The sequence below is a fragment of the Thalassospira lucentensis genome (genome assembly GCF_050516545.1).
In the GTDB taxonomy this organism is placed as follows: Bacteria; Pseudomonadota; Alphaproteobacteria; order Rhodospirillales; family Thalassospiraceae; genus Thalassospira; species Thalassospira lucentensis_C.
In genome coordinates this window covers 1,647,358-1,658,906 of sequence record NZ_CP191544.1, presented here as the reverse complement: position 1 = coordinate 1,658,906, position 11,549 = coordinate 1,647,358, and the positions used below count along the sequence as shown (strand labels likewise).

Here is an 11,549-nt window from a genome sequence, read left to right as displayed (position 1 = left end):
GATTATTGTATACAGTGCTTGCGGGAATCACCAACAGCCGCTATTTTCGCGACCGCTTTCAAACCATCCTTCATTTGGAGATCTCTATGTTTAAGGGTTCAATCACAGCTTTGATCACGCCGTTCACGCAAGATGGCGCGATTGATGAAAAGGCGTTCCAGTCTTTTGTCGATTGGCAGCTTAAACAGGGCACGACAGGTGTTGTGCCTGTCGGAACCACTGGTGAATCACCAACATTGAGCCATGCCGAACACCATCGTGTGGTCGAATTGGCACTGGAAGTTGCCAAGGGCCGCGGTCCTGTGATTGCCGGTACGGGGTCAAACTCGACTGCAGAAGCGGTATCTTTGACCCGTCATGCGCAGAATGCTGGTGCGGATGCAGCACTTGTTGTGACACCTTATTACAACAAGCCGACCCAAAAAGGTCTTTATGCGCATTACAAAGCCATTCACGATGCGACCGATATCCCGATTATCATCTACAACATTCCGGGCCGTTCGATTGTCGATATGAATGTCGATACCATGGCACAGCTGGCAAAATTGCCGCGCATTGTTGGTGTCAAAGACGCGACCAGTGATCTTGAACGTCCGGCATTGACCCATCTGGCTGCTGGTGCTGATTTCTGTCAGCTTTCCGGTGAAGACGGGACAATTGTTCCGTTTCTCGCACAGGGTGGTCATGGCTGCATTTCTGTGACATCGAATATCGCACCGAAACTGTGCGCTGATTTGCATACAGCATGGGCTGCCGGGAACATTGCCAAGGTTCAGGAGTTGAACTATCGACTGATGCCGGTTCACAAGGCGATGTTCTGTGAATCAAGCCCGGGTCCGGTAAAATATGCAGCTGAGCTTCTTGGCCTTTGCGGCAGCCATATGCGCCTGCCGATGGTCGAGATCGAAGAAGAATCCAAACGCAAGGTCGAAGCAGCACTTAAGAACGCTGGTCTTCTTGGCCATTAAGCGATAACAAGCGACTTATGGCACCTAAAAAAGAAATAGATAACAACAAGGTCGTCGCGCAAAATCGGCGAGCCCGTTTTGACTTTTTCCTGACGGAAACTTTCGAAGCAGGGATCGCTTTGCGTGGCACCGAAGTTAAGTCGTTGCGTGATGGCAAAGGCAATATTCAGGAATCCTACGCCGAAGCCAAGAATGGCGAAGTGTGGTTGATCAATGCCTATATTCCTGAATATCAAAGTAAAATGCCGTTCGGTCACGAAGAACGCCGTCCGCGTAAGTTGCTGTTGCGTAAACGCGAAATTACCAGAATGCATGATGCGCTGAACAAAAAGGGTTTCACCCTTGTTCCGGTCAAATTGTATTTCAATGAACGCGGTATTGCGAAACTTGAAATGGCCATTGCCGAAGGTAAGAAAAAGGCAGACAAGCGCGAAGCGGTCAAAGAACGTGACTGGCAACGTGATAAAGCCCGTCTCATGCGTGATTTTGGCTAGTTTCCAAAAATATGAATTTAGCTGATCGCGTGCATGTGAATTGCATTTGTCAGCTGATTTAATGATTTAATGGCGTCGTCATGGTGAACATGTCGGCGCCATTTTTCGTATCAGCTTGGTAAGAAGGAGAAATCCGTGACGCAAAGTTTTTCAGGCAAGATCAAAGACAAGCTGATCGAAGCGAAACGCAAATGGGCGGCCGATGGTCGTCTTTTAACAGGTGCGACGGATCAGGCGCGCGAAAATCGCCTGCCGCCGGGGCAGCGACTTGTCAAAGACTGGCCGGTTCTTGATCTTGGTATTACACCGCATGTCAGTGCTGATGATTTCAAGCTTCAGATCAACGGGCTGGTGGAAAATCCACTGGTGCTGAATTTCATGGATTTGCTTGATCTGGCAAATGTTGTGGCAGTTAACGACATCCATTGCGTTACCAGTTGGTCGCGCTATGACAATGAGTGGCAGGGCGTGACAGCGCTAACATTGGCAGAAATGGTAAGGCCAAAGCCCGAAGCCAAACATGTTTTGTTCTCAGCCCATGATGGCTACACGACAAATGTACGGATTGATCAGTTCGTGGATGAGGACGTGTTGATTGCCCATCACTGGAATGGTGAACCATTATCCGAAGAACATGGTGGTCCTGTACGTGTGGTGATCCCAAAACTGTATTTTTGGAAAAGTGCCAAATGGGTACGCGAGATTACTTTTGCCAAGGATGATCAGCCAGGTTTCTGGGAAGAACGCGGTTATCATAACAATGCCGATCCCTGGACGGAGGAGCGATATGGTTAAAGCTCAGCCAAAAATTGAAAAAGGTAGGCAATTCATTGTATTATGTCTGCTATCAATGAGTGTCGTTACTTTTTTCTGGAGGGGTGCAATGGCATCGGGTGATACGCAAAGCGCGTATGACTTTTCATTCCCGTCAATTGTTGGCGGAGAACTACAACTTTCCGACTATCAGGGTAAAGTGATCCTGTTGGTCAATACCGCGTCAATGTGCGGCTACACACCGCAATATACCGGCCTGCAAAAACTGTGGGAAGATCATCAGGACGAGGGTCTTGTGGTGCTTGGCGTACCGTCGGGGGATTTTGGCGGGCAGGAATATGCTGATGATGCTGCCATTCAGGAATTTTGCGAGGTGAATTTTGATGTCGATTTCCCTATGACATCAAAAACCGAGGTAACCGGCGCAGATGCTCATCCGTTCTTTAAGTGGGCAGTGCAAGAGCTTGGTGCAGATAATGCACCGAACTGGAACTTCCACAAATATCTGATTGGACGAAACGGCAATCTGGTCACAAGTTTTGATACGCGGGTAAAGCCCGGTGATGATGAAGTCATTGCCGCAATACGCGCGGAACTTTCAGGCGGCTAACCACGGTTCCCGAAGATCAGATGAGTATGGTCGGGCAGGGCGTTAGCGCCGCCCGTCCATGACATCAAGAAATACCAAGCCATATTGATCAAGTTTTTTGACCCCGACACCATTGATGGATGCCATGTCCTGGAGGGTGCGGGGTTTAAAACGCACCATTTCCCAAAGGGTACGGTCGCTAAAGATCACATAAGGCGGGACGTTCTGGCTTGTGGCGAGTTCACGGCGCATGGTGCGCAAACGTTCCCACAAGTCACGGTCTTCTTCATTTTCAAATTCGGTGTCGAAATCGCGCAGGCGGCGTGTCATCGCGCGTTTGCTTTCGCCCGGATCTTTGCGCATTTCAACGACTTTTTCGCCGCGCAGAACCGGTCGGGCTTCCTCGGTCAGGTAAACCCCGCCATGCCCTTCGACATTGACCTGCAAATATCCCATCGCCAAGAGCTGTCGGAAGACTGATCGCCATTGCGGCTGGGCGATATCTTTACCGATCGCATAAACGGTCAGGTTGTCATGGCCGTTCTGTCGGATTTTCTCGGTCTTGCGGCCCATGAGAACTTCGATCACATGGGCGGGACCAAACCGTTGTCCCGTTCGGTAGACGGCAGACAGGGCTTTGCGCGATGCATCGGTTGCATCCCATGTCTCAACCGGCTCAAGGCAGGTGTCGCAATTACCACACGGTTTATGATCGTTTTCACCGAAATAGGAAAGAATGACCTGTCGGCGGCATTTGGTGGTTTCGGCAAGCCCGACCAAAGCATCAAGTTTTTGCGATTCAATGCGCTTTTGTGCTTCTGGTGCGTCGGATCCAACCACCATGCCCCGGATGGATACAATGTCAGACAGATCGTAATTCATCCACGCATTGGCAGGAAGGCCATCACGACCGGCACGGCCGGTTTCCTGATAATATGCTTCCATGCTTTTGGGCAGATTAAGATGGGCAACAAACCGGACATTGGGTTTGTCGATCCCCATGCCAAAGGCGACAGTCGCGCAAATGATCATGCCATCTTCGCGAAGGAACCGGTCCTGATGCCGTTGGCGCGTTTCCTGTGGCAGTCCAGCGTGATAGGGAAGCGCCGGGCGACCGTTTTCGGTCAGCCATTGGGCGACATCTTCGGTCTTGCGGCGCGACAGGCAATAGACAATCCCGGCATCTTCTTCATGTTCGCGGTTTAAGAACGATAGAAGGCGTTGCTTGGAATTACCCTTTGTTTCAATGCGGTAGGTAATGTTTGGCCGGTCAAACCCGGTGATGAAACATTGCGCATCGGTCAGGTGCAGATTTTCTGCAATATCCTTGCGCGTCGGCGTATCGGCCGTTGCGGTCAAAGCAATCCGCGGGACATGGGCAAAGCGCGTCGGAAGCAAATCAAGACGGCGATATTCCGGGCGGAAATCATGCCCCCATTGTGAAACGCAGTGGGCTTCATCAATCGCAAACAGTGAAATGCTGATCCGGTCCAAAAGGTTTAAGAACCGATCGGTCGCAAACCGTTCCGGTGCGACATATAAAAGATCGATATCGCCATCAATTGCGCGGGCTTCAATTTCACGGGCTGCATCTGGCGCCAGCGTTGAGTTGATAAAGGCTGCTTTCACACCAAGCTGATTAAGCGCGTCGACCTGATCTTTCATCAATGCGATCAGTGGCGATACGACAACTGCCGTTCCTGGTCGGCACAGGGCAGGGACCTGATAACATAATGACTTACCACCACCCGTAGGCATCAGGACAAGTGCATCATTGCCTGCAATCACATGATCAATGATTTCAGCCTGTTGACCGCGAAAGCTGTCATAGCCAAACACGTCACGCAGGACGTCTATCGGCAGACGAAGTGGCGGTCGGTCGAGCAAATCGTTCATAGGGGGTGTATCGGGCAAATTAACCGTCCAGATGTGCGCGGATGTCGGCAAAGACGTTTTCAAACATCTCTGGCGTCAGGCGATAGGTCTGGGTGTTGTAGCGCGAACAGTGATAGCTATCAAACAATGTGATGCCATTTTCCATTTTATGTGACGCGCGATGGCCAAATTTAAGCGATGAAAGCTTAAGCCCATAGGTGCGCAGCATGGCTTGATGGGCAACCTGACCAAGGCACAAAATCGCCGACAGGTTTTTCATCGCATCAAATTCACTGATCAGAAACGGTCGACAGGCATTGGCTTCTGGGCCGGTTGGCTTGTTTTCCGGCGGAACACACTTGACTGCATTGGTAATGCGACAATCAAGCAGCTCCAACCCGTCATCCGGGTGTTTGGCATAGGTGCCTTTGGCAAAACCGAATTTTTTAAGCGTATCGTACAAAAGATCGCCGGCATAATCGCCGGTGAAGGGGCGGCCCGTGGCATTTGCCCCCTTTAGACCCGGTGCAAGCCCGACAATCAGCAACCGTGCATCCAGTGGTCCAAATGGACGAACCGGCCCGTTGTGAAAGTGTGGGAATTTTTCCTGATTGGCCCGCCGAAATTCGGCAAGTCGCGGGCAAAGCTGACAATCAAGATCGGGTTGCTGATAGGCGTTCATGGCATGTCTGACATTTTGCCGGTTACGGTGCGGGCCGTAACCGGTCGTGATCAGGATGGGGCGGGGGCAGTGTTCAATCAGGTGTAATCGAACTCATCAAGTTCAGGATGTTCGGGATGATCATCGATATCAGGATGGTCATCATCACGACGCTGCTGGACTTTGCGTGCGATGGTGCCTTCAAGGTCAGTAAGCTCGATAAAGTGATCGGCCTGACGACGTAATTCATCCGCAACCATCGGCGGGTTTGATTTAACGGTTGAAACCACCGTCACCCGAACGCCTTTGCGCTGGATCGCGTCTACCAGACGGCGGAAATCCCCGTCACCTGAGAAAATAACAACATGATCAAGGTGTTGCGCCATTTCCATGACGTCAATTGCCAACTCGATATCCATGTTGCCCTTGATCTTGCGACGACCGGTGGCATCGGTGAATTCCTTGGTCGGCTTTGTGACCATGGTATAGCCGTTGTAATCAAGCCAATCGACCAGCGGGCGAATAGGGGAATATTCCTGATCTTCGATGAGGGCCGTGTAGTAGAATGCGCGGATCAATTGGCCTTTTTGCGAGAACAGTTCCAAAAGGCGTTTGTAATCAATGTCAAAACCAAGTGCGCGTGCGGCCGCATACAGGTTGGAGCCGTCAATGAACAGCCCGATGCGTTCCTGCGGGTAAAAAATCATTTTAAAATTCCTCAAACATCAAATTTAATTATGCCGTTCCAAAAATACGGAACCCTCAATCTTTACCGTGGCTAGAAGGACAAAGAAAGGCGAAAATATCGTAGACAGAGTATCATGGCTTCCTTAGATATGCGCTCTTTCCTGCTGCGTGATACGTGCCACTCATCGTCAAACTGCCTGTATCCATCGAACTGAAAGTCTGCTTTGTGAGTAAACCGTCACCATCGACCACCAGTACATCGTCAAATGATGTCATTTTGATTGCGTTTGGTGCCAACCTGCCTACAGAGGAATATGGTGCGCCAGCCCAAACATTGAAGGCCGCATTGCAACGTTTGGCCAAGGATGGCGATATTTCGATTGATCTTGTGTCATCGTTTTATGAAACGGCCCCTGTGCCGATTTCCGATCAGCCTTGGTATGTCAATGGTGTCGCACGGGTTTCAACCAGCCTTTCAGCCCACGATTTGCTGGAACGGTTGCATGAGGTCGAAGCTGAATTTGGCCGTGTGCGGCGTGAACGCAATGCCGCGCGCGTCATTGATCTTGATCTGATTGCCTATGGTCGGGAATTGCTGCGTGAGGATGCTGGCATTCAGGTGCCCCATCCACGTATGACAGAGCGTGCCTTTGTCTTGTTGCCTTTGCGTGACGTCGCAGTCGGCTGGGTTCATCCCGTTTTGGGGCGCACTGTTGAAGACCTGATTTCTGATCTTCCGGCAGATCAGCAAATTCGAAAGCAGGCGGAAAGCTGAAAACAGCAGAGAAAACCTTTCGTAAAGTGAGGTTTCGCTGTTGCAACACAAATGATCCGGCGCTATAAAGCTCGGTCTGGACACCCCAAAAGTATTTCTGGAGACATTTATGGCGCGCGTTACCGTCGAAGATTGCGTTGACAAGATCCCTAACCGCTTTGAGCTGGTCATGGTTGCTGCTCAGCGTGCACGCAACATTTCGGCTGGCGCTGAACTGACCATTGATCGTGACAACGATAAAAACCCTGTCGTTGCGCTGCGTGAAATCGCTGAAGTGAAAGTCGATTTCGACGAATTGCGCAATGGTTTGGTTTCGGGTCTGCAGCGGCATGTTGAATCCGATGATCCGGAAGAATCAGAAGATGATTTCGGTCCGAAACTGGTTGCAGAAGCAGTTCAAGACGCATCAGTTGGCGTCGTTGCTCCGTCGGAAGAAGAATAAGGACAGATTGATTTTGATCTGATCCAATTTCAAAAGAAAAGCCACGGTATTATCTTCCGTGGCTTTTTTTTGTCTAAATCGTACTATCTTATGAAGGGGGTCACTCGATACCCTTGACGGAATTTGCGGAGACGCCCCTGAATGATGCGCCAATACGAACTTGTTGAACGGGTAAAGGCCTATGACCCTGATGCGTGCGAAACCACGCTGAACCGGGCATATGTTTATGCTACCCAAAAACACGGTTCGCAAAAGCGCGCATCGGGCGACCCGTATTTTTCCCATCCGATCGAAGTCGCGGGCATTTTGACCAATTACAAGCTCGACTGCGATACGATCATCACAGCTTTGCTGCACGACACCATCGAAGACACCGATGCAACGCCAGAAGAGATCACCAAGCTTTTTGGCACCAACATCATGAAGCTGGTCGATGGTGTGACCAAGCTGACCCAGATTGAACTGAAATCAGCTGATTCCAAGCAGGCCGAGAACTTCCGCAAGCTTCTTTTGGCGATGTCCGAAGACATCCGTGTTCTGTTGGTCAAGTTGGCGGATCGTCTGCACAACATGCGGACCCTGCATTATATCTCCAAGCCAGAGAAGCGCGTTCGGATCGCAGCTGAGACGTTGGAGATTTATGCACCGCTTGCCGAACGCATCGGTATGCATGACATCAAGGAAGAGCTTGAAGACCTTGCCTTCCAGCATATCAACCCCGAAGCCCGCGAATCCATTCTCGCACGTCTCGAATTCCTGCGTGAGAAGGATGACAATGTCGTAAGCCGCATTGTGAGCGAGCTTACCGATGTCATTTCGCGCCAAGGGCTTAAAATCGACATTTATGGCCGTGAAAAGCGCCCATATTCGATTTGGCAAAAAATGCAGCGCAAGAACATCACCTTTGGTGAGCTTTCGGACATTATGGCTTTTCGCGTTCTGGTCGAAGATATGCCGCAATGTTACGAAGTTCTTGGCTATATGCATGCCAATTACAAAGTCGTTCCGGGTCGGTTTAAAGATTACATCTCAACACCAAAACCAAACGGCTACCGTTCTATTCATACGACCGTGCTGGGGCCGGAAAATCATCGGATCGAAGTGCAGATCCGAACCCGGCATATGCATGAGGTTAATGAAAACGGTGTGGCGGCACACTGGGCCTACAAGGAAGACAAGCCAAGCGGGGAGCAAAAAGAAGGCGTTCAGTACCGTTGGCTGCGTGATTTGCTTGATATTCTTGAACACGCGTCCGAGCCCGAAGAATTCCTGGAACATACCAAACTGGCCATGTTCCAGGATCAGGTGTTCTGTTTTAGCCCGAAGGGCGATGTTATTGCGCTTCCAGCCCGCGCTACACCTGTCGACTTTGCCTATATGATCCACACCCATATCGGGGATACCTGTGTCGGGGCAAAGGTCAACGGGGCGATGGTGCCGTTGCGGACCGTGCTTAACAATGGCGACCAGATCGAAATTGTAACGTCCAAGGCGCAAACACCGAATCCGACGTGGGAGAGGTTTGTTGTTACGGGTAAGGCGCGTGCGGGTATCCGCCGCTTCATCCGTCAGCAGCAAGAAGATCAGTATCGGGATCTTGGCAAGGCGATCCTGCAAAAGGCGTTTCGTCAGGAAGGGTATGATTATTCCGATAAGGCAATTGATGGCGTTCTGAAAATCTTCAAACTGCCATCGGTTGATGCCGTTCTGACATCGGTTGGGGCAGGGCACCATACCGGGCGTGAAGTGGTTCACGCGGTCTTTCCCGGAACCAAGGATAAGGATGCGGGCCGCAAGATCGTGCCGATTGATAAGGCACGGGAACGCAAACATGATCATGCGATCCCGCTTAAAGGGCTTATTCCGGGCATGGCCGTGCATTATGCAGGTTGTTGCCATCCGCTGCCCGGGGACCGGATTGTCGGGATCGTGACAACGGGCAAAGGTGTGACAATCCATACGATTGATTGCGATACGCTAGAGACCTTTACCGAGCAACCTGAACGCTGGCTTGATGTTGGCTGGGATAATGATGGTGAGCCGGAGCACTTTGTCGGTCGACTTAGCTTGACCGTCGGCCATGAGCAGGGGGCATTGAGTTCAATTACCAGTGTTATTGCCAAAAACCACGGGAACATTACCAATCTGCGCTTTACCAACAGGACCGCAGACTTCTTTGAAATGCTGATTGATGTTGATGTTGTCGATGTCAAACATCTGACCAATATCATTGCCGCGTTGCGCGCGACACCTGTGGTCAATACAGTCGAACGTGCGCGCGGGTAATGATAGATCGTAACCCCATTCATCTTTTAGGTGATATCGACGTAAAAGCCTTGCCAAGTGCGCGGTCAGCACTTACGCATAAGCCTCGTGTTTTTATCGCGTTACCTGATTTTTTCCAGAACTGACTTGCATGTTTCGGCGCCGTATCAAACCATCATCATTTGAAAGAGTTCGCAGCGTGGTCTGGCCGCGCGGCGGCTGGCGTCGTTCATCTCAATATTTTGCCCATCGTGTCGCACGTTTGCCCGGAACACCCTATAGCATTGCTTCGGGTTTTGCCGTCGGGGCGGCTGTTTCATTTACGCCGTTTATCGGGTTCCATTTTGTCCTTTCAGCACTGATCGGTTTGCTGATCCGCAGCAATATGGTTGCATCGCTGCTTGGCACTGTTGTCGGTAATCCGTGGACATTCCCGTTTATCTGGTTGTGGCTCTATACCTGTGGCAACTGGATACTTGGTATTGATGATACTGCCGTGGCCGTGCATTTCGATATGGCGGTTCTGTGGGACTTTGTTGTTCTTGGCGTAAACTATATCGGTGGCGGGGTGATCTTTGGCCGCTGGGATGTTGCTGATCATACGACGCTGGTGCAACTTTGGCACAGTATGGTTGATATCATCTGGCCAATGCTTGTGGGCTGTGTGCCGACCACAATCGTGATCTGGATGTTGTTTTATTTCCCGGTTTATCGGGCGGTCGTTATTTATCGCCATAACCGTATTTTGCGCCGGATGAAGAAAACAGAACGGCACGGTCTGGGCCCGATGCTTGAAAGTGCCAAAGAAAAGATCGGCAGTGCTGCAAAGAGTGCCACCAGAAAGCAGGATGAAACCCAATGAGTTCGAAACTTCGGCTTGGGGTCAATATTGACCATGTTGCGACCATCCGTAATGCCCGCGGCGGGGATTTGCCTGATCCGGTGCGTGCGGCGGCATTGGCAAAGCTTGCTGGTGCGGATGGCATAACGGCGCATTTGCGCGAAGATCGTCGTCATATCCTTGATGCGGATATGAAAAGACTGCGCGAAGATATTGATTTGCCATTGAATTTCGAAATGGCAGCCACGGACGAGATGTTGAAGATTGCGCTTGAAACAAAGCCGCATGCCGTATGCCTTGTCCCGGAAAAACGCGAAGAACGCACGACTGAGGGCGGACTTGATGTGGTCGGTGGCCATAATCATTTACAACGCTTTGTGTCTGATCTTGGGAATGCGGGCATTCGTGTATCGCTGTTTATCGAGGCGTCCAAGGAACAGCTTGATGGTGCCAAACGCCTTGGTGCACCCGTGGTCGAAATTCATACCGGTGCTTATTGTGATGCTAAGATGCAAGAAGACCGGGACCGCGAACTTGAACGTATTCGCACGGCTGTGAAATACGGGGCAGGGATCGGACTTGAAATTCATGCCGGTCATGGTCTGAATTTTGAAACGGTCAAACCGATTGCCGCCATTCCGGAAGTTGCCGAACTGAATATCGGGCACTTTTTGATCGGCGAGGCGGTGTTTATCGGACTTGAAGCCGCAATTGTTGAAATGCGTCGTTTGATGGACGAAGCACGTACGCAAACAGATGGTGCTAAATGATCATTGGGATTGGCACGGACTTATGTGATATCCGTCGGATTGAAGCTGCTTTGGAGCGCCATGGCGAGCGTTTTATGAAGCGCGTCTTTACCGATGTCGAGATCGCGCGTGCGACCCGGAAACCGCATAGAACGGCATCGTCACTGGCGATGGCGTTTGCCGCCAAAGAAGCCTGTTCAAAGGCGCTTGGAACCGGGTTCCGGCGGGGTGTTCATCACAACACGATGGGTGTGGTACATCAAGCCAGCGGCAAACCAGATATGGTTTTGAGTGAAGGCGCGCTTAAAAGACTTGAAGAATTAACCCCGGATGGGAAAACCCCATCCGTGTATGTGACCCTGACGGACGAATACCCACTGGCAAATGCTGTCGTGGTGATTTCGGCTGATTGACAGATAAAGTGATTGG

Annotated in this window: 13 protein-coding genes; 10 read left to right on the top strand and 3 right to left on the bottom strand. The window is 50.9% G+C overall.

Going from position 1 to position 11,549, the window contains the following annotated elements:
* The first annotated feature begins 86 nt into the window (after window positions 1-86).
* The 4 genes from dapA to ACQ0MK_RS07725 all read left to right on the top strand — a co-directional run bounded on the left by dapA (window position 87) and on the right by ACQ0MK_RS07725 (window position 2,846).
* Window positions 87-968, top strand: coding sequence for a 4-hydroxy-tetrahydrodipicolinate synthase (gene dapA / locus ACQ0MK_RS07740; RefSeq protein WP_430475525.1), 882 nt, complete (start codon window positions 87-89; stop codon window positions 966-968).
* A 17-nt stretch (window positions 969-985) separates the two neighbouring features.
* Complete coding sequence (smpB, locus tag ACQ0MK_RS07735) at window positions 986-1,462, top strand: SsrA-binding protein SmpB (RefSeq protein ID WP_350041893.1); 477 nt, start codon at window positions 986-988, stop codon at window positions 1,460-1,462.
* Window positions 1,463-1,597: 135 nt separating this feature from the next.
* On the top strand, window positions 1,598-2,257 hold the full coding sequence (locus tag ACQ0MK_RS07730) for a sulfite oxidase-like oxidoreductase (RefSeq protein WP_430475524.1): 660 nt from the start codon (window positions 1,598-1,600) through the stop codon (window positions 2,255-2,257).
* Window positions 2,258-2,345: 88 nt separating this feature from the next.
* Window positions 2,346-2,846, top strand: coding sequence for a glutathione peroxidase (locus tag ACQ0MK_RS07725; protein ID WP_430475523.1), 501 nt, complete (start codon window positions 2,346-2,348; stop codon window positions 2,844-2,846).
* A 42-nt stretch (window positions 2,847-2,888) separates the two neighbouring features.
* Here ACQ0MK_RS07725 and recQ read toward each other — a convergent pair whose 3' ends face one another.
* From recQ to ACQ0MK_RS07710, 3 genes are all read right to left on the bottom strand, one after another.
* Window positions 2,889-4,721 (bottom strand): DNA helicase RecQ, encoded by a 1,833-nt coding sequence (gene recQ, locus ACQ0MK_RS07720; protein ID WP_430475522.1) that lies wholly within the window; start codon window positions 4,719-4,721, stop codon window positions 2,889-2,891.
* A gap of 19 nt (window positions 4,722-4,740) precedes the next feature.
* The gene (locus tag ACQ0MK_RS07715) at window positions 4,741-5,382 is read right to left on the bottom strand and encodes a uracil-DNA glycosylase (RefSeq protein ID WP_350045943.1); all 642 of its coding nucleotides are present in this window, start codon (window positions 5,380-5,382) and stop codon (window positions 4,741-4,743) included.
* A gap of 77 nt (window positions 5,383-5,459) precedes the next feature.
* Window positions 5,460-6,068, bottom strand: coding sequence for an NYN domain-containing protein (locus ACQ0MK_RS07710; protein ID WP_350041935.1), 609 nt, complete (start codon window positions 6,066-6,068; stop codon window positions 5,460-5,462).
* A 206-nt stretch (window positions 6,069-6,274) separates the two neighbouring features.
* Between ACQ0MK_RS07710 and folK the strand changes: the two genes are divergently transcribed.
* The 6 genes from folK to acpS all read left to right on the top strand — a co-directional run bounded on the left by folK (window position 6,275) and on the right by acpS (window position 11,533).
* Entirely contained in the window at window positions 6,275-6,823 is a 549-nt protein-coding gene (gene folK / locus ACQ0MK_RS07705) for a 2-amino-4-hydroxy-6-hydroxymethyldihydropteridine diphosphokinase (protein WP_430475521.1), read from the top strand.
* 109 nt (window positions 6,824-6,932) lie between these two features.
* Window positions 6,933-7,265, top strand: a complete 333-nt coding sequence (gene rpoZ, locus ACQ0MK_RS07700) for a DNA-directed RNA polymerase subunit omega (RefSeq protein WP_350041933.1) — start codon at window positions 6,933-6,935, stop codon at window positions 7,263-7,265.
* Between the two features lie 141 nt (window positions 7,266-7,406).
* Window positions 7,407-9,551, top strand: coding sequence for a RelA/SpoT family protein (locus ACQ0MK_RS07695; RefSeq protein WP_350045941.1), 2,145 nt, complete (start codon window positions 7,407-7,409; stop codon window positions 9,549-9,551).
* Window positions 9,552-9,729: 178 nt separating this feature from the next.
* Entirely contained in the window at window positions 9,730-10,392 is a 663-nt protein-coding gene (locus ACQ0MK_RS07690) for a DUF2062 domain-containing protein (RefSeq protein WP_430475520.1), read from the top strand.
* Window positions 10,389-11,141, top strand: coding sequence for a pyridoxine 5'-phosphate synthase (locus ACQ0MK_RS07685; protein WP_430475519.1), 753 nt, complete (start codon window positions 10,389-10,391; stop codon window positions 11,139-11,141). The genes ACQ0MK_RS07690 and ACQ0MK_RS07685 overlap by 4 nt, the downstream gene beginning before the upstream one ends.
* Window positions 11,138-11,533: a holo-ACP synthase gene (gene acpS, locus ACQ0MK_RS07680; protein ID WP_430475518.1), complete on the top strand. Its 396-nt coding sequence runs from the start codon at window positions 11,138-11,140 to the stop codon at window positions 11,531-11,533. Before ACQ0MK_RS07685 ends, acpS begins: the two co-directional genes overlap by 4 nt.
* Window positions 11,534-11,549 lie beyond the last annotated feature (16 nt).

Excerpts from the sequence above, each read along its gene's own strand:
- ACQ0MK_RS07710 (WP_350041935.1), bottom strand. The coding sequence starts at position 6,068 with ATGATTTTTTACCCGCAGGAACGCATCGGGCTGTTCATTGACGGCTCC.
- recQ (WP_430475522.1), bottom strand. The coding sequence starts at position 4,721 with ATGAACGATTTGCTCGACCGACCGCCACTTCGTCTGCCGATAGACGTC.
- ACQ0MK_RS07725 (WP_430475523.1), top strand. The coding sequence starts at position 2,346 with ATGGCATCGGGTGATACGCAAAGCGCGTATGACTTTTCATTCCCGTCA.
- smpB (WP_350041893.1), top strand. The coding sequence starts at position 986 with ATGGCACCTAAAAAAGAAATAGATAACAACAAGGTCGTCGCGCAAAAT.
- ACQ0MK_RS07695 (WP_350045941.1), top strand. The coding sequence starts at position 7,407 with ATGATGCGCCAATACGAACTTGTTGAACGGGTAAAGGCCTATGACCCT.
- ACQ0MK_RS07685 (WP_430475519.1), top strand. The coding sequence starts at position 10,389 with ATGAGTTCGAAACTTCGGCTTGGGGTCAATATTGACCATGTTGCGACC.
- acpS (WP_430475518.1), top strand. The coding sequence starts at position 11,138 with ATGATCATTGGGATTGGCACGGACTTATGTGATATCCGTCGGATTGAA.
- rpoZ (WP_350041933.1), top strand. The coding sequence starts at position 6,933 with ATGGCGCGCGTTACCGTCGAAGATTGCGTTGACAAGATCCCTAACCGC.
- ACQ0MK_RS07715 (WP_350045943.1), bottom strand. The coding sequence starts at position 5,382 with ATGAACGCCTATCAGCAACCCGATCTTGATTGTCAGCTTTGCCCGCGA.
- dapA (WP_430475525.1), top strand. The coding sequence starts at position 87 with ATGTTTAAGGGTTCAATCACAGCTTTGATCACGCCGTTCACGCAAGAT.